Origin of the sequence: Salinibacter sp., from assembly GCF_042218895.1 — a bacterium.
GTDB lineage: Bacteria > Bacteroidota > Rhodothermia > Rhodothermales > Salinibacteraceae > Salinibacter.
In genome coordinates, this window is record NZ_JBDGQQ010000116.1 from 26,248 (window position 1) to 45,606 (window position 19,359).

General features: G+C 63.5%; 19 protein-coding genes and 1 tRNA gene. 10 read left to right on the top strand and 10 right to left on the bottom strand.

The annotated features are described in order from the left end of the window. Positions 1–530 precede the first annotated feature (530 nt). On the bottom strand, positions 531–1,136 hold the full coding sequence (locus ABEL04_RS10365) for a hypothetical protein (protein WP_375802319.1): 606 nt from the start codon (positions 1,134–1,136) through the stop codon (positions 531–533). 666 nt (positions 1,137–1,802) lie between these two features. Beyond that, complete coding sequence (locus tag ABEL04_RS10370; protein ID WP_375802320.1) at positions 1,803–2,447, bottom strand: histidine phosphatase family protein; 645 nt, start codon at positions 2,445–2,447, stop codon at positions 1,803–1,805. A gap of 145 nt (positions 2,448–2,592) precedes the next feature. On the opposite strand from ABEL04_RS10370, the gene ABEL04_RS10375 reads away from it, so the two are divergent. The 5 genes from ABEL04_RS10375 (at position 2,593) to ABEL04_RS10395 (ending at position 8,279) form a co-directional block, all read left to right on the top strand. Further along, the gene (locus tag ABEL04_RS10375) at positions 2,593–4,164 is read left to right on the top strand and encodes an endonuclease/exonuclease/phosphatase family protein (RefSeq protein WP_375802321.1); all 1,572 of its coding nucleotides are present in this window, start codon (positions 2,593–2,595) and stop codon (positions 4,162–4,164) included. Positions 4,165–4,488: 324 nt separating this feature from the next. After that, a complete protein-coding gene (locus ABEL04_RS10380; protein WP_375802322.1) occupies positions 4,489–4,929 on the top strand; it encodes an Hsp20/alpha crystallin family protein in 441 nt (146 codons plus the stop codon). A 279-nt stretch (positions 4,930–5,208) separates the two neighbouring features. Next, positions 5,209–6,078: a prephenate dehydratase gene (pheA, locus tag ABEL04_RS10385; protein ID WP_375802323.1), complete on the top strand. Its 870-nt coding sequence runs from the start codon at positions 5,209–5,211 to the stop codon at positions 6,076–6,078. Positions 6,079–6,359: 281 nt separating this feature from the next. Further along, the gene (locus ABEL04_RS10390) at positions 6,360–7,235 is read left to right on the top strand and encodes a cell division protein FtsX (RefSeq protein ID WP_375802324.1); all 876 of its coding nucleotides are present in this window, start codon (positions 6,360–6,362) and stop codon (positions 7,233–7,235) included. Between the two features lie 138 nt (positions 7,236–7,373). Then, positions 7,374–8,279 carry a DUF4097 family beta strand repeat-containing protein gene (locus ABEL04_RS10395; protein ID WP_375802325.1) on the top strand — a complete coding sequence of 302 codons (906 nt, stop codon included), beginning with the start codon at positions 7,374–7,376 and terminating at the stop codon, positions 8,277–8,279. 38 nt (positions 8,280–8,317) lie between these two features. Here the strand turns inward: ABEL04_RS10395 and ABEL04_RS10400 are convergent, their stop codons facing one another. Together ABEL04_RS10400 and ABEL04_RS10405 are read right to left on the bottom strand one after the other, a co-directional pair. Continuing rightward, positions 8,318–9,574 (bottom strand): SGNH/GDSL hydrolase family protein, encoded by a 1,257-nt coding sequence (locus ABEL04_RS10400; RefSeq protein ID WP_375802326.1) that lies wholly within the window; start codon positions 9,572–9,574, stop codon positions 8,318–8,320. 5 nt (positions 9,575–9,579) lie between these two features. Next, entirely contained in the window at positions 9,580–11,007 is a 1,428-nt protein-coding gene (locus ABEL04_RS10405; protein WP_375802327.1) for an OmpP1/FadL family transporter, read from the bottom strand. Positions 11,008–11,289: 282 nt separating this feature from the next. Between ABEL04_RS10405 and ABEL04_RS10410 the strand changes: the two genes are divergently transcribed. Next, positions 11,290–12,078 carry a DUF4397 domain-containing protein gene (locus ABEL04_RS10410; protein ID WP_375802328.1) on the top strand — a complete coding sequence of 263 codons (789 nt, stop codon included), beginning with the start codon at positions 11,290–11,292 and terminating at the stop codon, positions 12,076–12,078. A 114-nt stretch (positions 12,079–12,192) separates the two neighbouring features. Here ABEL04_RS10410 and ABEL04_RS10415 read toward each other — a convergent pair whose 3' ends face one another. Next, positions 12,193–12,513 (bottom strand): hypothetical protein, encoded by a 321-nt coding sequence (locus tag ABEL04_RS10415; protein ID WP_375802329.1) that lies wholly within the window; start codon positions 12,511–12,513, stop codon positions 12,193–12,195. Positions 12,514–12,617: 104 nt separating this feature from the next. Here ABEL04_RS10415 and ABEL04_RS10420 point away from each other — a divergent pair, with 104 nt between their 5' ends. Continuing rightward, positions 12,618–13,619, top strand: coding sequence for a D-alanine--D-alanine ligase (locus ABEL04_RS10420; protein ID WP_375802330.1), 1,002 nt, complete (start codon positions 12,618–12,620; stop codon positions 13,617–13,619). A gap of 348 nt (positions 13,620–13,967) precedes the next feature. Here ABEL04_RS10420 and ABEL04_RS10425 read toward each other — a convergent pair whose 3' ends face one another. Both ABEL04_RS10425 and ABEL04_RS10430 read right to left on the bottom strand, forming a co-directional pair. Beyond that, entirely contained in the window at positions 13,968–14,129 is a 162-nt protein-coding gene (locus tag ABEL04_RS10425) for a hypothetical protein (RefSeq protein ID WP_375802331.1), read from the bottom strand. Between the two features lie 110 nt (positions 14,130–14,239). After that, positions 14,240–14,386, bottom strand: coding sequence for a hypothetical protein (locus tag ABEL04_RS10430; RefSeq protein WP_375802332.1), 147 nt, complete (start codon positions 14,384–14,386; stop codon positions 14,240–14,242). Positions 14,387–14,603: 217 nt separating this feature from the next. On the opposite strand from ABEL04_RS10430, the gene ABEL04_RS10435 reads away from it, so the two are divergent. The 3 genes from ABEL04_RS10435 (at position 14,604) to ABEL04_RS10445 (ending at position 17,824) form a co-directional block, all read left to right on the top strand. Continuing rightward, entirely contained in the window at positions 14,604–15,806 is a 1,203-nt protein-coding gene (locus tag ABEL04_RS10435) for a KamA family radical SAM protein (protein ID WP_375802333.1), read from the top strand. Between the two features lie 136 nt (positions 15,807–15,942). Then, a complete protein-coding gene (locus ABEL04_RS10440; RefSeq protein ID WP_375802334.1) occupies positions 15,943–17,343 on the top strand; it encodes a GGDEF domain-containing protein in 1,401 nt (466 codons plus the stop codon). 100 nt (positions 17,344–17,443) lie between these two features. Continuing rightward, positions 17,444–17,824 (top strand): Mth938-like domain-containing protein, encoded by a 381-nt coding sequence (locus ABEL04_RS10445; protein WP_375802335.1) that lies wholly within the window; start codon positions 17,444–17,446, stop codon positions 17,822–17,824. Positions 17,825–17,991: 167 nt separating this feature from the next. On the opposite strand, the gene ABEL04_RS10450 is transcribed toward ABEL04_RS10445, so the two are convergent. The 3 genes from ABEL04_RS10450 to ABEL04_RS10460 form a co-directional block, all read right to left on the bottom strand. Beyond that, a complete protein-coding gene (locus tag ABEL04_RS10450) occupies positions 17,992–18,399 on the bottom strand; it encodes a hypothetical protein (protein ID WP_375802336.1) in 408 nt (135 codons plus the stop codon). Between the two features lie 218 nt (positions 18,400–18,617). Then, a tRNA-Arg gene (locus ABEL04_RS10455) sits at positions 18,618–18,695 on the bottom strand. A 281-nt stretch (positions 18,696–18,976) separates the two neighbouring features. Beyond that, entirely contained in the window at positions 18,977–19,231 is a 255-nt protein-coding gene (locus tag ABEL04_RS10460) for a Clp1/GlmU family protein (RefSeq protein WP_375802337.1), read from the bottom strand. Positions 19,232–19,359 lie beyond the last annotated feature (128 nt).

The window sequence follows — 19,359 nt, forward strand, 5'->3', positions numbered from 1 at the left end:
TCCGATTCCTCTTCCCCGTCTCCGCTGGTGTACCCCCGGCCGACGCCCTCGACAGAGATGCCCCCTTATGTCCCGATCACCGCCGCCAGGCGATACGGTGCCCGAGGCGTCGGGATCGATCCGAAGCTAGTCGCTAAGTCCCGAACTCGAGCCCGGAAGGCAGGAGCAACTGGGTAATGTTCCGGCAAAAAGACCCGTTCAACGCCGACCTCGGCGAAGCAACGATCGAGATCCTCTGTCTCCGGGAGGACGTCAATCTCAAGCCGTCCCCGAAGCTGTTGCGGAGACTGGGCCCAGGAAACCGGATCGCGGCCCACAACCTCAGAATGAGAGGTTGGGCACCGGACCGAGCGGTTGAGAGAGCCGGACAGAACCGAGACGGCAACCACTCGTCTCAGGACCGTTCCCAAAACAACCCTGGACGACCGGATGACGATCTCCGACGACCTGGAGGTCCCCGACGAGTCAGGGGCGAACTAGAGAGGCCGAGCGCCCAAGCGCTTTCGATCCGCAGGATCGAGGGCCCAGTGCTACTGGTTTTGCGGGTTCGGATTCTGTTTCCTCTTCATCTGCTTCTTCATTTTCCCCATTCGCTCCCTCATCTGCGTCTTCATCGCCGTCTGAAGCTGCTTCTTCAAGGTCGAGTCCTTCCGAGCCGAGCGCATGATCCTTCGGAACATCTGCGGATCCATGCCAACCTTTTTGGCCTGCTCCTGAATAATTTTCTTCTGCTTCTTCCGCATCTCCATCTGTCGGCGACGCATTTCCTTTCGGGCCTTGGCCTTCTGGGTGGAGTCCATTTCCTTGGGATTTCCATATTTCTTCCGCATGTCTTTCCGCATCTTCATGCGGTCCTGTCGGGTAGCCATCTGTGTCGACACGGCAATCTGGGCCGCCTTTTGGAGTTGGTCCTTGCTGACGTCGGAGGCGGACAGGGGCTGCCTGTTCAGCCTCGATCCCTGATCGGGCTGACCCTGCTGCTGTTGGGCCTGTGGGCTTTCCTGTTGCGAACTCGAGGACGAGGCTGAGTTCCCGCTGTCCCCGGAACAGCCGGCCAGAAGAAGCGCGGTTGTCAATACCGGCACCAGGATCTTGAGGCTGTAGCGTGCTTTTCTTTCCAGTGTGCTTGCGTTCATGGCAGGTATCTTGGTTGTAGAGAAGAATGTAGGAGCCCCAGGTGGGGACAATTTGTGCGTGCCAATTGGCAGAGGGCAGAAGTGTTCGGCATAGCCCTGTGTAGACCGGGTTGGTTCTACGCAGAAAGCGAGGCCAGAGACGCGGACTGTTCTGTCGAGCCGGCCAAGAGAGCCTGTACCGGGACCAGAACGGCCAGACTGACGGGTGGGAAACAGGGGGACAGCCCTCACCTCGGAAGCGAGCTCGGGCTGCTCGGTACCAGAGTAACGGTCTCACTGTCTCAGAAGCCGCTTCCTGTTCCGACTGTCGCGCAACTAGCAGTTCCCCTCGCCGCGCTGCATGACCTACCGTGCGTGGCCAGCGGCGTTGGCATTCGGATGGACAGGGACGGGCTCGTCGTGGAGCGGCAGGGCGATGGGGGGACTGAGATGATTGGGCTCCCCCCTCCGTGCCTCGTCACCTGCTCAAACGATATGCACAACCCGTGCTTCCCGAAGCTGGAGGACATCATGGCGGCGGAGCAGGAGCCCGTCGACGAACATCCCGCGACGGACTTCGGCGGTTCCTCCAGGACCGCGACGGCCGTAGCGGGCTACGAGCTGGTGCCGGAGCGGCAGACCGTGCCGGCGGGGTGGAAGGAACGGACCCCCAGCGTCCAGCCGGGCCTACGCCAGCCGGTCGGCCGCGCGGGCGCCATTTTCGAGGTGGCTCGTGTCGTTGCGGAGCTCGACGGTCCACGTCTCCCCGTCGCCCACCACCTTCGTGAGGCTCGCGAGGGGACAGCCGGGATCGGGCACGTGGCTCCCCACGAGGCCGTGGAGGACGCCCTGCACAGTGATGCCGTGGCCCACTAGGAGCAGCGTCTCGTCCGCATACCGTTCGACGAGGCACTTCGCCGTCGCCCCGAGGCGGGCCAGTGCCCGGTGTCGGGACTCGGGGAAGGTAGGCTCGCGGCACGTGGCGTGACTCGGATCGATGCGAGGAAATCGGTCCGTGAGGGTCGGAACAGATCTCGTGCTGGGGGGCGCTTCGAACCAGTCCTCGTTGAGCCACTCGCCGAGGCCGGGCTCCAGGAACAGCGGATCGTTGAGCGCCTCCGCTGCGTGGTGGGCCGTCTCTACGGTACGGAGGAACGGAGATGCGACGACCCGGTCGATGTCGAGCTGCGTCGTGCGGCGTCCCAGCTTCCTGGCCTGCCCGACGCCGTCGTCCGATAGACCGGGGTCGTGCGGACGGTCGGCGGTGGCGGCCCAGTCCGGATTGGCGAAGTCCTGGCGGTTGGCGTGGCGGGCGAGCCAAAGGACGTGCATAGAAGAGACGCTAGAACGAAGAACAGGCCAAGAGAGCCAGCCCTCCCGTACTCGCGACGGAAGGACGAGCAACATCATCCGGGACGCTTCGATACACCGCAGTCCCGGAGTCATTTCATGATCCCCTCGAAGGCCCGTTCCCTCCATGTCCGTCCACGAGTTGTGTGCTGCTGTCCTCGCTCTCGCCCTCGTGATTGGTGGGTGCGGGGGAATGAACGGGGCGGGAAATGGTCCTAACGAAGGAGAAAAGGCGATTCCTAGTCCGGTAAATGGGTACGCGACGCAGGCGGCTCGGATCTACGTCGACGAGAGTGGAACGGACTGGAAGGGCCTCTCCGTCCGTCACGCCGACAAGGAGGAAGAAGGGGTCCCGCTTGACATCGAGCGTCTGCAGGTCGCCCACAGCGCCCGCTATCTTTTTCTGCGGATTGATGTCGGCCAGCGCATCAACCTTCAGGAAGAAAACGCGCTGACGCTTCACCTTGACACCGACAACGATCCAACGACTGGAAGCCAAGCGCTGGGCATTGGGGCCGAACTCACGTGGACGTTTGGGGAGCGCTCCGGACAGGTGGTTCGTGGAGAGACGTCCCAGGACGTGAACCACGCCGACATCGGACTCACGTCCCTCCCAACGGTACGATCCGAGACGTTCGAGATTGCGCTGGAGCGTTCGGCGACGCCAATCGGCTCAGCGCCACTGTTCCCTGGCGACAGCCTTCGGATTGCCCTGTCGAACACTGGGGACCGCCTCCCGGATGCCAATGGGGGAGTCGGGTACGTGCTGTCGGACGCGGAGACCACGCTGGAGGAGCCCACCATCGACCGGCCCGCTGCGTCGGACGTGCGCCTGCTTTCGTACAATTCGGTAAACAACTTTGAGGAGAATCGAAGTGCTATCTTTTCGGCGGAGCGGCAGCCGAGCTTCCGGCGAATCTTCCGGGCCGCAGGGCCGGACGTGATTGCATTTCAGGAAGTTTATGCGCAAACGGCGGCGCAGACAGACTCGGTTGAGGACGAGTTGGGGCTGTCGAGCAAGTGGGAGTGGGCGAAACGTGGGAGCGACCTCGTCCTTGGGAGCCGCTATCCAATCCTCGACACGCACGCCATTCCCGGATATAAAGACTATCGGAGTGGGGCGTTTCTCCTCGACGCGAAGGCGGCCCTGGGCACCGACCTCCTCGTCGTCAACATGCATCCGCCCTGCTGCACCTACGGCCCCGAAGACGGAGAGCCTTCCAGCGATGTGCAGCGACAGCGGGTCGTGGACGGAGTCGTGGCCTTCATCCGAAAGGTGAAGCAGGGGGAGGGGCCTCTTGAGGTACCCCCCGAAACGCCAATTGTCGTCATCGGGGACATGAACTTCGTCGGGAGCGCACAGCAGCCACGGACACTCCGGACCGGTGAAATCGTCAACACCGATCGCTTCGGGCCCTCCGCCGCGCCGGACTGGGACGGATCCGCACTTCTCGACACCAATCCCCGTCAGACCGCGACCCCGATGCACACGACCTGGATCAATGCGGAAAGCTCGTTTCCGCCGGGCCGCCTCGACTACGCGTACGTGTCCGACAGCGTGCTTGAGGTGATTCACGAGTTTGTGCTGTACACCCCAGCACTGTCTGCGTCCACCCTCGGTGCGCATGGCCTTCGAAAGGACGACACGAAGGTGGCCTCGGATCATCTGCCCCTCGTGGTCGACGTGGCGGCCCGATAGCTCCGGTGGTCAGCAGTCCCCGAAGTTCGGGGCCGCATGGGGTCCTCCATTGCCGAGCACATCGGAGGGACCTGTGCTCAACGCAGGTCCCTCAGCGGCGCGGCTGCCATGGGCGAGGTGCCAGATCTTCAGGCCCCTGTCACGACGGCGGGGTTCGTTGTCGGATTTTCGGGGCGCACAGACCGAGGAGGGGAGATCAGAGGGTTGGAACGCACCTTGATGCCAATGCCGGATGGATGACTTGCTAGCCAGAGGGCGTGGATTGCCCGGTCGTTGATACGTTCGCAGTAACTCTGAACAAATCAACGCCACGAGGTGATTGCCATGACGCAGCTTACGCGCCGCACACCGAGCCGAACACTTCGAGACCTGCAGCGCGAGGTCGACAGCATTTTCGACCAGTTCTTCGACCGCGACCGCGACGAGGAGGGCACGTCTGCCGTCTGGGCCCCGCGCACCGACCTCGCCGAGACGGACGACGCCTACACCCTCCGTGTCGACGTGCCCGGCATGACGAAGGAGGACATCAGCATCAACCTCCAGAACAACACGCTGACCATCAGTGGGGAGCGCTCGAGTGAGCGGACGGAAGAGAGCGAAGAGTACGTGCGTGTCGAGCGCGCCTTTGGCAACTTCCACCGCACGTTCACCCTGCCGGACGCGGTTGACCAGGAGAACATTGAGGCCACCTACGAGAACGGCGTGCTGACGATCAACATTCCGAAGACAGCAAAGAGCACCCGCCGTCAGATCGAGATCCAGTAGTACGCGATTCGGTCCCGGGTTGGGACCTCGTTGGAAGTGAGCAATGGTGGCCGTTCATCCGGCTGCTGGATGAGCATCCCTCTCTCGCACGCCCAGTTGGGCCACTGTCCCGACTGGGCGTTTTTTCTATAGCGGCGTTCTGTAGCGGTCTTCCGGAACGGAGGGCCTCTCCAGTCGTGGGAGTGTCGACCGTTTTCCAAATCCGTCTGGTCCGACGCGCGGTTTCCGCGCTGGGCCCCACGCGCCTGCTGCACTCCCGAACTGCACTGCGCATCCGGCATGTCCCACCGTGTTGCCTTCCAGGGTGAGCCCGGCGCCTACAGCGAAGAGGCCGTCCGGCGAGTCTTCGACGAGGCCGATCCCCAGCCCTGTGCTACGTTTGAGGACGTGTTCGAGGCGGTCGAGCAGCAGGGGGTGGATCGGGCCGTGGTGCCGATCGAGAATGCCGTCTTCGGCAGCGTACGGGTGAACTACGATCACCTCCGCACCCACGCCGTAACCATCGTCGGCGAGTTTCAGTTGCGCATCCACCACTGTCTGATGGCTCCAGAGGGGGCAACGCTCGACTCCCTTGAGAGCGTTCGTTCCCACCAGCAAGCGCTAGGGCAGTGTCGGGACTGGTTGCGAACCCACGTTCCGGACGCCACCCCGGAGGCCACTCCGGACACGGCGGGGGCAGCCCGGACCGTGGCGGCGGACGGCGACCCCACGGTGGCGGCGGTCGCCTCTGGCCGGGCGGCCGAGCGATACGATCTCGTGCTCCTAGCGGAGGGACTGCAGGACGATGCGCAGAACTTCACGCGCTTTCTTGTGCTGGCGCCGGAGGAGGCGGCGGAAGTGCGGGGCACAGGACCTCACAAAACGTCCCTCGCCTTCGTCCTCCAGGAAAATGTGCCGGGCGCGCTCTTCAAGAGCCTCGCCGTCTTTGCACTCCGGGAACTGGACCTCGCAAAGATTGAGAGCCGTCCCCTGGTGGGCCACCCGGGCCGCTACCGGTTCTACCTCGACGTGCACGGGGCCGTGGCGGAGGAGCCGGTGGGGCGGGCACTGGATCATCTCCGGGAAATCACGATGGAGCTGCAGGTGCTTGGGTCGTACCCCCGCGGCACTACCTACGGCGACGGGAAGGAGGACGGACGCGCGTCCTGACCCGGAGGCGAGAGGCAGAAACATCTGGATGCCCCGCTCCAGGTGCTTTCCCTTCCCAATCCTGTCTCGTAGGTTTCTTGGAAAGCTGTCTGGCGGGCCGCCTGAAACCTGCAACGGCGCGGATCTCGTGCACCCACGACCTCGTCCTCGCGCGACCCCCGATACCGGACTTATGTGGGCGCCGTTTTGCGGCCCCGACCACCGTGTTGCGGCCTGCTTCCCCCTCGACCGACAGCTCCTGACGGCACCACGTCCCCTCACGTATTAGCCTTCGCACCGTCGTGCTGCCCTACTTTGTCCGGGAGGGACTTGCCAACCTCCGCCGCACCAAATTTGCTGCCTTCGCGTCGACGAGCACCATCACGGTGGCGCTCGTCCTCGTTGGTGCGTTTGGGGTCGTTGGGTACGAAGCAAAGGTCGTCTCTGGGGCGCTGCGCGAGCAGGCTGGCGAGATGGAGGCCTTCATCGACCAGGACGCAGGCGAACAGACGAAAGAGGCCCTCCACTCCCGCATCCAGACGATGCCCGGCGTCGCACGTGCCGAGTTCATATCCCACGAAGAGGCCGCCAAGATCTTCCGACGCGAGTTCGGCGAGGAGGCGGCTGCCTTCGAGGACCCGACGTTCCTGCCCGCCTCGATCCGTGTTGAAATGACTCCCCCTTACGCAAGGCCGGATAGCATGACCCGCATCGCGGCCCTCATTGAGGGGTGGAAGGGCGTCGACGATGTAGTGCTGAATCGGGATCTGCTTACCCAGGTGGCTCAGAATCGACGGCTTATCAACACGGTTGGGCTCGTACTGGGGGGCGTTGTCGTGCTCGCCGCCGTCATTTTGGTGGCCAACACCATCCGTCTCACCATCTACGCCCGCCGTTTGCTCATCCGGACCATGAAACTGGTCGGGGCCACGGACCGGTTTGTGCGACGACCCTTTCTCGTCGAGGGCACCGTGCAAGGACTGGTTGGGGGACTGGCCGCCAGCGGCATCGTCTGGACGCTGTATCGCGTTCTTTTCCGACAACTGGGCCAGGCCCCCATGCCCGTCTCGGTCGAGGGTACGCTCCTCGGGGGACTCGTTGGCCTCGGGGGACTGCTCGGATGGATCGGGGCTTACTTCGCCGCTCGTCGGTTCATCCAAAACGTTGAGCTTCACTAGCGCTGCTCATTGGGCTTGCCACTTCGTATCATGCATCGCCTCCCGTTTTCTATCGTCGCGCTACTCGTGTCTCTCGCACTGCTGATCGGGGCCTGTGGGGGGAACAGGACGTCGGAAGTCACACGAACAGACGAAGGGGTGCTGCGGCTAGGATCGGTCCAGGCCGCGGACACGGTGATGCGAGCCGTTGCCCCGAGCGGGCGGCCCCTCGTGCTGAAGGGAATGCGGGGCTCAGTGCGTCTGACCGGGGCCAGCCAGTCCAACGCAGATCTTTCGTTCGTGCAGAAGGGGCGCGGAGACAGCCCCGACGCGGCGCGGTCGGTACTGGAGGGGATCAGCATCACGGAGAAGGGAACCGACGCCAAGTACACGTACACGCTTTCGGCCGAGCGGAATGACGACTACGCCACCGTAGACGTGCAGGGAGAGGTCCCTCGTTCGGCCACCCTCCGGATTGATCGGTCGAGCGGCCCGGTTCACGTCAGCGGAGTGAGGGGGCCGTTGACCGTCAAGCACGAGCACGGCTCCGTAACGATCCGCGGGGCCGCCGCCCCCGTAACGGTGAACATCAAAAATGGCGACGTGCACGCTGGATTCCGGTCTGTGCCCGCCGACGGGTCCATTCGGCTCCAGACGGCGAACGGCGACGTTCAACTCCGGATTCCGCCCGGCGACTCGGCCCAAATCAGCGCTCGGACAGACGCCGGGACCATTCGAACGCAGGGCCTGTCGTTCACCGATGAGCAGCTCGCCCTGGTCAATGCGGGAGCGCGGTACGAGGCCCAGGTGGGAACGAATGGGCCTACCATCGAGCTGCGCACCCAGAATGGGTCCATCGTCGTCGGGGCGGCGGACACGACCGAAATGGCCGATACGACACAGGCTCCTCCCGCCGACACGGCGACGGCTCCTGCGCCGGCGACCGTGCCCGCCCCGGACACGACCGTGGCGCCCAAACCTGATCCTGACACGACGGAGGCCGACACGACGAATGCGGATCCCACAGGCGTCGACTCGACCGCCGCGGACACAACCCGGTTCTGAGCACTATTCGGCGCTGGTTACGACATAGGGAGCCTGTCCTACTGGCTCCCGGTAGGCAGCGAGGGCACATTCTCCGGAGGCGCCAGGCTCGTGCCGTACTGTTCGTTGATGACCTGAACCAGTTGGGCGGCCACGAGCCGATGGGTGACCGCGCTCGGATGGATGCCGTCGAGACTAAAGAAGCGCCCGAACGGCTGGTCCGACGTCTGATTGGGAAACTTCGGAATCAGGTCATTCGTCGGGTCCTGGTCGCCGTCGTCATTTGTGTAGAGTGCCCCAAGGACCTGGTTGGGGTTAAGGTACGCCAGGCCATGATTTTGAGCCTGCTCCTGAATGAAACTGTTGTACTGCTGTACCGTCTCCCCAAGAGTGGAAACCTCGTCCTGAGTGAGCACGGGCTTGCCCTGCGCCTCACAATTCAGCGTAACCGTCTGCTCGGGATTCTGTACCGCCTGGCCGATTAGGCCGAAGCCGTAGTCGATGGGCACACGCGGGGCCGGGTCCCGTGCGCCACAGTTCGACGCCACGTTAAAGTTCGGAGGGAACCGCCCAGCCTGATCCAGTCCGAGGTATGCAGGGCCGGGGGAGAAGAACGGCGCAAAGACCACGTCCACCACGCCGATGAGCACACCTCCTTGAAAGTCGGGGCTCGTCGTGAGCGAGTCGACCACATTGCCGTACCGCTGCTCAAAATCGCTCACTGGGGTTGCGTTGTCTGTTCCCCGGCGAGCGGCCCCCAGGACGTTGTTGTTTCCAATCCAGACCGTTGCGAAGGTCGGGGTGATCTCCAGGGCCGCCTCAATCTGGGTCCGCCCCCCGAGAATAAGCTGGGTGAGCGCGTTGGCCGAACTCGTCTGGTTGCTCAAGATGTCGACCACCCTCGCCCCCGGAACGGCAACGTTGTTCAAGCGAAGAGGAATTTTTTGCGTGCGAAGCGCACAGGCCGGGGCCTCGTCTGGGCGCTGTGGATCGGGGATCCCATTTTCGCCGAAGAAGTTCACGAATGGAGGCGGACATCCAGGCTCTTTGAGTCGGGGCACGCTGAACGGGGTGTTCATCTGCTCGCCGAGCAGCACGGCATAGGACTCCGACTGCGTCTCGCTGCTGATGCCGCCCGATTGAAAGCCTGCCGTGATGCTGTTGCCAAGGGCCACGTACCGCTGGAAGCGGGCATCGGTAACCTCGGGCGTGAGAAGAGACTCGTCCTGACAGGCTGTGAGGAGGGGGAGCAGTCCAAGGAGAAGCACGACGCCCCAGCGCACAGAACGGGCCGTGGGCGAGGAGGAAGCAACCATGGTGGCTACAGGCGGATCGTGAAGGTAGTCCCAATGAGGTGGGCGTGGAAGGAGTAGAGGCCGCTGTTGAGCTCAGCGACGGTGGGGGTCTCCTCGCCGGGAAGCGCGTCCCGCACGCGGCCCCGTCGGTCGTTCTGGCCAAGGTACTGGTACGCCACGCTCAATTCCACGGCCTCGACGATTTGCCAGTTGAGCCCAGCGGTGAAGTGGTTCCGGCTTGCCTCCGGCAGGAGCGGGGTCACCGTGCGGTCGGGGGCCGCAGCCTGATTGAAGAGGTACCCGGTGCGGACCGTAAGCGCATCGGTGGCCTCGTAGGCGCCCCCGATTCGAACGGCGCTCGTGTTGTTGTAATTCTCCTTGCGGGTTCGATCGAGGACATCGTTCTCGAAGTCAAGCGGGATGGCGTCGAAGCTCGACCATCCGGTCCACTGGTAATCGGCCTGGATCCGTAATCGTTCGGTCGCACGCACGGAAATTCCGGCCACCACCTGCGCGGGCATCGTCAGCGTTGTTTCGACAGACTGGTCCACGAGCGGCCCATCCACGAAGGAGGGGGCCAGCAGAAGGTCGAGCGGATTCGGCTGGCCCGTAAGGGGATTGTTGGGGGGCAGCCGGAGGCCCGTCGAGACCTTCTCGAAGGTCGCCTCCCCTTCGTAGTTGAACGTGATGGGCGACATGAAGCGGGCTCCCACGTCGAGCCACTCGGCAGCCTGTACCGAAAGACCTGCGTGAGCCCCCCATCCCACGGCGCCGGCCGCGTCGAGGCTCACGTCGGCAAAGGCCGTGTGGAAGGGGACGCCAACTTCCCCGAAGTATACGTCGTCACTCGGATTGTCCGGCGTGTTTTGGCCACGAATCCGCTGCTGGGACGCGTCGAGGCGCTGGTTCAGCGTCACACTACCGATGCCCAGGATGGGACCCGCTCCGATGCGGATCCGGTCCGTAACCTGGTACGCAACCGTGGGCTGCACGTAGATGGACCGAAGGCCATTGTCGTAGCCCTCGAAGGCCCCCTCCCAGTTTGCGGGCCACTTCGTTTCCAGGCCGTACGGAACGTAAGCCCCCAGACCGACGGCGAGCCTGGACGTCGCGCGCCAGGCCCCGTAGACGTGGGGGGCCAGCACCGGATCGTTCTGGAGTTCCGTTTCCGAACGGGTGTAGTCCGACGTGAAACGGCCCTGAGCAAGAATCGTGGTTGCCCCCCCGCTGATGGTGATGCCGTCGGTCTGGAGGAGACCGGCGGGATTGAAAAAGATCGCTGACGCGTCGCCGCACGGATGAGCGACGGCCGCACCAGCCTGGGCCATGGTGCAGGTCCCCTGCTCGTACACGCTAAAGCCCTGAGCCCAAACGGCATTCGGGACTAGGCCGCAGCACACGAGGGCGGCGAAGAGGATGAGACGGGAATTTGTACGGGACTTAGGGAGCTGCATGAGAGGAGAGAGACTGAGAGGAAGAACGAGGGGCGGCTCGGGCGGTGAGGGGGCAAGGACACCGGTGGGATCAGGAATGGCGACGAGAAAAATTCCTGAATGCCGCCTCAGGAGTTCAGGTGTAATGCTCGTGGCACGAAGGGCAGAAGGGTGTGAAAAGCGTCTTTGGGATGAATCTCTTTCCGGTACCTGATGTTGCGGTAGAACCTAATGGCGCGTAATCTTCTCTGCAACGGGAGACCAGCTGCGTCATCATTCACAACCGATAGACGCTCAACTACCATGCGCACGTTCTTCACGTTTTTGATTGGGCTCGCCGTCGCCGTCGGCCTCGCCGGCTGCGACAGCAATGGGGGCGGGAGCGGCCCCACAGCCCAGGTTCGATTCATGCACGCCTCGGCGGATGCGGGGGCCGTTAACATCATCGTAGATGGGGAAACGGTAGCGAACGGCGTGTCCTTCAGCGACCTCAGCGGTGGAATATCGGCGAATCCAACCGTTTCTGAGTACTTCGAGGTGCCGGTAGCCAGCGACACCGACATCCAGGTGCAAGACGCAAGTGGCAACACCGTCATCTCCACGACCGCTGGCAGCGCTGGTCTGCAGGAAAATGCAAGGTACACAGTAATTGTGGCCGGAGCCGTAGCGGCCGGCAGTGAGACCCCCAGTCCCGTTATCTTGCGTGATCAATTCGGGGCAGACCTCGGCAGCGACCAAGTAGGAATCCGGCTCGTGCACGGCTCAGCCATAGCTGGGGCGGTGGACGTGTACCTGACCCCACCGGGAACAGACCTGCAGAATGCGACCCCGCTGATCTCTAACTTTCGGTTCGGAAACGACTTTCCGGGGGGCTTTGCCGGGCAATTCGCTCCACAGGCCGTTACCCAGAGTGGAAGCATGCTGTCTGTCACGGAGACAGGCTCAACACAGCCCGTCCTCCAGCTCCAGGTCGGGGGGGATCAGGGACTGTCGGTGTCGCCGGGACAATACATCACCGGGGTAGCGATCGACAATCCCCAAGCGACTCCGCCGGTCGGGGCCCTGGTACACGTCGACACGCCAGGCCAGTAGCCCGTCGGCTTCCGAGGAGAACGACCGAGGGTTCGCTGGACGGCTCGCGTTTTCCCACAGGTCCGTCGCAGACGAGGGGCGGATTCAGGAGGTGCAGGACAGCGCAAGGCCCCGCTACGGCATCGGGCCATCGGGGGAATCAGCGCCGTTTTCCTCCATCACCTCGCCGACGTTCTTCATGACCTCCTCCACGACGGTCCCCGTCTCTCGTTCAGTCCGCTCCAGCGCCTCCACGGCGAGGGTGGGCCCCTCGTCGGGGTCGGAACGCTCGATAATGACGAGGGCCGCGTGACAGGGAGCGTCGCCGGTCCCCGTAGCGCCCCCCATCGGGGCGACCTGAGCCACGCGCCATCCTCGTTCCAGCTCGATATTGAGTTCTTCGAGGCCCTCGTGTCCGTTGGGCCCCGTGCGAACGATGAGCGCCTTCTGGGTCATGCAGGAAAGAGACATTGGCAGGGAAAACAGGAGAGGTACGAACGCATCTGGGGAAAATTTGTTGGGGCAAAGATCGTCGTTTGGCCCTGACTGCACTGCGCACGATGCGCATTGGACTCATCTACGACACGTTCGAGTCGTACCCGTGGAGGGAGGAAGAGCCGCCCGACGCCGATGCCGAGTACGAGCCCGTCGAAACCGTCGACATCCTAGCAGCGGCCGTCGAGCACCTCGGCCACCAGCCGGTCCGGGTTGGAACGGCCACGGATCTCCGCGAGCGACTCGATCGAGGTCTCACCCTGGACGCAGCGGTCAACATTGCCGAGGGCGCACGCAGTCGCAACCGGGAGGCCCACGCGCCCATCCTACTGGAGATGGCGAACATCCCCTGTCTCGGCTCCGACGCGCTCACCCTGTCCATGACCCTGGACAAATCCTGGACGAAGGATCTGGTGGCGGCCGCCGACGTTCCCACCCCTCCTCACCGAGTCTACCGTCGTCCCGAAGCGGTAGAACCGCAGGCTCTGCCCGGGTCGTTTCCGCTGTTCGCAAAGCCCCGGTACGAAGGCTCCTCAAAGGGACTCCGGCCGTCGAGCCGAGTCGAGAGTGTCGACGCGCTGTGCGCAGAGGTGGAGCGCCTGCGAAGCGCCTACGACCAGGACATCCTGGTGGAGAAATTCATAGAGGGAGGCGGGGAGTTTACCGTGGCCGTGGTGGGGCACGATCCGCCCGAGGCGCTCCCGGCCCTCCAGCGTGGAGTAGAGCCCACGACCGGCCTTGGCCTGCATGCCCTGGAGCACCGCGGTGCCCCAACCGCCTCCCGGGAGTGGGACTACGAGCTCCGCGGCACCCTCACTCCGACCCTCGAGGAGCGCCTGCAAACCCTCACCCTACGCCTGTTCGATCGACTGGAGTGTCGCGACTTCGCGCGGGCCGACTTCCGGGTCGACGCCGACGGGCAGCCCTGGTTTCTAGAGGTGAATCCCCTTCCCACCTTCGCTCCGGACGACACGTTCGCCATCATCGCCGAGCTGATGGGACGCGACTACGTCGACTACCTAGCGGAGGTATTCGACCGGGGGCTGCGACGATTGCAACTCGCGTAGGGTTCAGCAGGAGAGCGAGTCGAGACCGACCGAGAAGCAGATTTAATCGAGCACGATAGCCTCCTGGTCGGACGCTGCCCGGGAAGCAGGCATCGATGAGGTCGTCCATCCTGGGCTTGATGGATCTGAGCGTTGCAGGATGAATGTCCAGAACGACAATACCCAGAGGAAGGGAATCAAGATTTCGCTGGGAGGAGAGGTTGGTGTCCAATGACACCAGTACTGCGAAATTGTCCTCCAGGGCCGCCGTCAGAAGCTCGCCGTTCTCGTAATGTTCACCACCCGAGAAAGTGAGCGGTATAGACGTGGTGCATTTCTGGGAAGAAGGACCGAAGATCGGGCGGGATATTATGGTCGAGCAGGATCTTCACGCCTCAACCGTTTTGACCGCCGTAAACGAGTCTCGAAGGGCCCCAAGAATCCGTGTACCAGATCCGGATCAATGTCGTACTGGTCGAGAAATGTGTCGACCGTGTGACCCTCGTCGAGGTAGTCGAAGAGAATCCGCACCGGAATCCGGGTCCCCCGAAAACGGGGATTCCCCCGAGCTTTTTGGGATTAACCTCAATGTAGTCGTTCACCATGGGATGACTCCGGGCCGTGACAGGTTCGTTTTGGTTTCACAATGCCGCCGTGGGCCTTACATCACCGGTGATGCGCTCAGAGGCGAGCACTGTGGCCCGGTACTGCTCGTTCGCGGGGACATCGGTGTGGTCGTCGCTGCAGGCCGGACACATGTAGGCGGCGGCCCTGGTCGATGAGGGCATTCTGGGCGTCGAGCAGTTCGCACTCGGCGCGGGTGGGGTGGGTGGCCTGCAGGGCGTAGAGGCGGCACATTCGTAGGTGGAGAGTTGAGGGTTGTTCGTTGAGGGTTATGCGTTGAGGATTGGGAATAGACGGTGCGGAGCGCAACGTTCGGTCGGTGAGGTGCGTGTAAGAACGTACGTGGTCTCGTTGACTCAGGTCGTTTTCCCGATGGCACCGATGGAATCGCGTCCAGGGCCGGAGCATCCCGACTGGACAGATTGGCGCTGGCAGATGCAGAACCGCATCCACGGCGCCGAGGCGCTTCGAGAGTGGATCGACCCGACCGATGAGGAGCTGGCCGCCATCGACCGGGCAGGGGACACGTTTCGGTGGAACATCACGCCGTACTACGCGCGCCTGATGGCCCCGACGGATCCCTCGTGCCCGGTGCGCCGGCAGGTCGTGCCCTCGATGAAGGAATTCGGGTCCGACATCGTGGACGAGGTAGACCCCCTGGATGAGACTGGTCACGAGCCGGTGAAGAACCTCATCCACAACTACGAAGATCGTGTGGCCTTCTGCATCACGGCTGAGTGTGCCATCTACTGCCGCTACTGCCTGCGCAAGCGGATGGTGGGCGACGCCGAGTACTTCATGCGCACCGACGAGCACCAGGCGGCCATCGACTACATCGCCGCCCATGATGAGATCCGCGACGTGCTGCTCACCGGCGGCGATCCTCTCACCTTCAATGAAGCCAACCTGGAGTGGCTGCTCGGCCGGCTGCGGGCCATCGATCACGTGGAGCTCATTCGGTTCGGCTCGCGGATGCCGGTGAAGCTGCCGTACCGCATCACCGAGGAACTCTGCGACCTTCTGGCCGAGCACCACCCCATTTGGGTGAACACCCACTTCAACCACCCGAAGGAGCTCACAGACGACGCCGCCGCGGCCATCGACCGGTTGAAGAGTGCGGGCGTACCGGTAGGGAACCAGACGGTGTTGTTGCGGGGCATTAACGACGATCCGCAGACGATGAAGACTCTGAACGAGGGACTCGCCCGCATGCGGGTGCGACCGTACTACCTCTATCAGGCCCAGATTATCGGCGGTACGGCCCACTTCCGAACCCCCATTGAGGTCGGAATGCACATCATGCGTCGCCTACGAGGACGGACGTCGGGCTTTGCCATTCCCACGTACGTCCTCGACACGCCCCACGGCAAAGTGCCCCTCAACCGCAGCTACGTGAAAGGGCGAGCGGGGGATCACGTGCTCATGGAGAGCTACGACGGAACCCTGTGGGCGGAGCCCAATCCGGTCCCGGACAGGGACGACCTTCCCCTCCGCCTGCCTTCCGTCGAGTTGCCGGAAACGGTGAACACCATTCCGGTAGACCCCTCAGCGGTTTCGTCGACGCCACCCGTTGCCGAGGCGTAAACATGGGCGGCCCTGATCCCGGAGGGCTTGCGCTCGAAGTAGATCCTGTTCGTCGGATCCTTTGACATTACCGCCGGGACGAAGTACCTTCAGCCTATCATCTCTGTTTGTAGAAGGGAGTACAGTTCTACGCGGCATGTTTCGCTATCTGCTCGCTCTCCTTACCGTCGTCGTTGCGGGCCTGGCCATTCTCTTTGACCGTCTCTGGCTGCGGGTCGGAGCGATCGGGCTCCTCGCCGGGGGCCTCGGACTGCTGGGGTGGCAGTTCTGGAACGCGTACCAGGACGACGCAGTCAGCCGGCCAGTGTCCGAGTCTTCGTCCTCCGAAGATTCGCTCGAAGACTTAGGCATTGGGGACGTCCGCCCGCGGGACGAGGCCGCCTCCGAATCATCCCTAGGAGCCGCACGCACGGACGAGTCGGGCGAGCAGGCGAAAGGGGCTTCCTCTACGTCGGGGGCTTCCGAGGGCAGCCGTTCTACGGAAGAGGAACTCGCATCAACTCAGGCCGCCGCCGCACCATCGAACGGAGGGGAGGCAGGCACGACCGACAGTGCTGACCGATCCGTTGCGACCAACGGAGCCCCTGTCCTCAGCCCGTTTATACGGTCGCTGCGCGCGGCACTCGACGCGCAGACGGCGTGCCTCCTGGTGCAGGAGGAAATCGCCCTCACCTACCGCATCGAGGCCCTCGCCAGCACGCATGCCCAGACGCGGCGCGAAGGAACGTTTGACACCCAGGCGCCACTCCTGACGGCCACCATGTCTCGGCAGTCCGTCAGCGTCCGGCCCCTTACCGAAGACGAGGTGGCGATTGAGGATCTGGGATACTACGAGCGCCCTCCGGACGTCGATCACTTCGCCGTCGCCCCCGTGCCTCGGGACGGTCCCTCCACGACGTTCCTCCTGGCCGACGCTCCCTCTACCTCGGATCTCGGTCAGTCTCAGGCCCGCACCCTGCTTGAACGATACGCCGAAATGGCGAGTCTCCTTCTTAAGACCCAGGCCCCCTCGGAAGGGCGCGAGCAACGGGCGGGAGATCAGGATCGAGGGCAAACGGTCCGGTCGTCGGAGGGCCCCTCCGATACAGACGAAGAATCCTCAGTGGCCCCGCGTCCTCGCCGGGACATCATCGCCGAAGAGATGGACGCGGCAGACACAGCCTCGAAGCCCCTTGCTCTGGTTCTCGTTCATCTCAATCGGGCCGAGTCGATTGCTCGGCAGGGGGAGGAGGCCGTGGCCACCGCCGAGCGGCTGCTGCAGGGGCGTCTCGAACAGTTCGCCCCAGATCAGCGGGTCGAACGGTTTGGAGAACTTACGTACGGCATCTTTTACCGGGGCAGTGCCGAGGTCGTCGAGTCCTGGGTGACTGACCTCGAAGCCGGCATGGCGAAAGAAGAAGGCAGGCTTGAGGGCGGCGTGAGCGTCGGAGCTGCCGTCCGGCGCCCTCGCCACGATGATCCGGAGGCCCTGCGGGCCGACGCTACCGAGGCGCTCCGGGAGGCCTACAAGACAGGGACCTGTACGGTTGTGGCGTAGGGAGCGTGGCCGCGGACTCGATGAACTCGTGGCCCCCTGCTCCGTTGTGTTTACGGATCGTTCCTCTTCGGTCTTCGTCGCTGAACCAGCAGTCCTCGTCATGCGCACAAACGGTGAATCACCACACATCACGCACATCTCGTGGGGATGCCTCGAGATCGAGGGTCGGGATCGGCCCTTCAAAGACGCAAAGCTGTATCCCGGAGGGGCTCGCCAGTGGGACTGGAACGAAACGGGCACGTCGCACGACCCCGGCATCCAGCCCGCCGACGTCGAGGAGTTGCTCGAGCATGGGGCTTCTGTCGTGGTCTTGTCCCGGGGCATGAACAAACGCCTAAAGGTGAAGCCCGAGACCCTCGACATGCTCGACGAGGCAGACGTCGAGACCCATGTGCTACAGACTGAGCAGGCTGTCCAGCGCTATAACGAGCTACAGGAAGCGCAGGAGTCCGTTGGGGGACTGTTTCACTCCACGTGCTAGCTGCAGGGACCAGCGCCGGCATCCCTCAGTCGCGGCGAGGCAGACCTGAGGTAAAATCCGCTTCCCCTGCGAGGCGCGGAAACGACCACTCGGGCCGTCGCCCCGATGTCCGAGCGGGGGGCTCCCGTAGACTCCACCTCCGAGAACGTCCCGATTTTCGTCTGGAGCTACTTGTTCCCGGTCCGGGTGCGGACGAGAATCGCCCCTGAGACATTTCCGAGGCCAAACTTGTACTGCGCTTCCTGGGCGTCGAAGTGCTCGACCGTGGCGACATTCTGCGCGTTGAGACGGCGAAGAGAACGAATCCCCCCGTACGGCGACCCGGCGTTATCGACGTAGACCTTGATGGGAACGGGATTGTTGATGCTCGACGATCCACGCTTGCGGAGCCAGTTGGAGTTTTCTCGTTGGATGAGGTCGTACACCGACAACCCGCTCACCGGATACGACAGGTCACTTACGACGATCCGGTCGGAGGTAGCGCCCGAGGAAGACTCGTCCGAGGTCGCGTTCTCCGATGAGGCACAGGCGGTTAACAGGAGGGGGAGGACGAAAAGGGCAATGACCCGAGACATGGCAACGCAGTCTGTGGTAGAGGAAAACAGTGCGCACCGCGTGAATGAAGGACTGGCATAACGGTTTCTCAGAGAGGCAGCTCGGAAGGAGGGGGGAGCCTCCGCAATTGCCTTCGAGGGAACCCGGGCCGCGCCCCACTCGTCGTCCCAATATCCTCCTGGACCCCACACTGCCCCGCCCCGGACAAAAACCCGCCCCCAGCGACGCTGAAGGCGGGTGGCGGGCCCGGGAGGATTCGAACCCCCGACACTCGGCTCCGAAGGCCGATGCTCTATCCAGGCTGAGCTACAGGCCCGTGTGCGCTCGGCTCTGGTGACAAACGGTAGACAACATACCCCTACGAGTCGTCCCCAAATTGGATTCGTCGGCGCGGTGTATTCACCATGAACTGAGGGGAGAGCCCACGGAAAGCAGGTGGACACACAGAGGTAATCGGGACCAACTGAAGTCTCCACCGTGACTGTGCGGGCCGCTGCGTGACGGCGTGGGGGGGAAGGCCGACGATTTGGATTTGAGGGGAGGTGTGATGGCGCACGGGGAGGAAGCGGCCCCAGCTCACCCGCTGCAGGGCCACGATCATGGAACGTTGAAGTAGGTCGATGAGGGGGGTACCCTGAGCGCCCGACCCGGCGCGTCCTGACAACACTGGTGGTGCGTGGGGGACGACATCGGGCGTGGCGTCCTGGACGGGTCCCCCGAAGGAAGAATGGCCGTGAGCGTCGTGGGGACACCAAGCGTACTCTCTCCCGGATCTCCGTCGATTACGGCTACGGATTGGTGGTCGGCGCGGAGCGTTTCGTAGAAGGCGCGCACCGCCGTGCTCTTGCCCATATCAGTGCCCCCGAGCACCATCACCGATCCCGTCCACGACGGAGGAGACGCCCGTCTGCCAGGCCGGAGAGATGCGCAAATCGGACATGGGGGGTGAAGATGCCCTCGGAGTGCCACGCGGATCACAC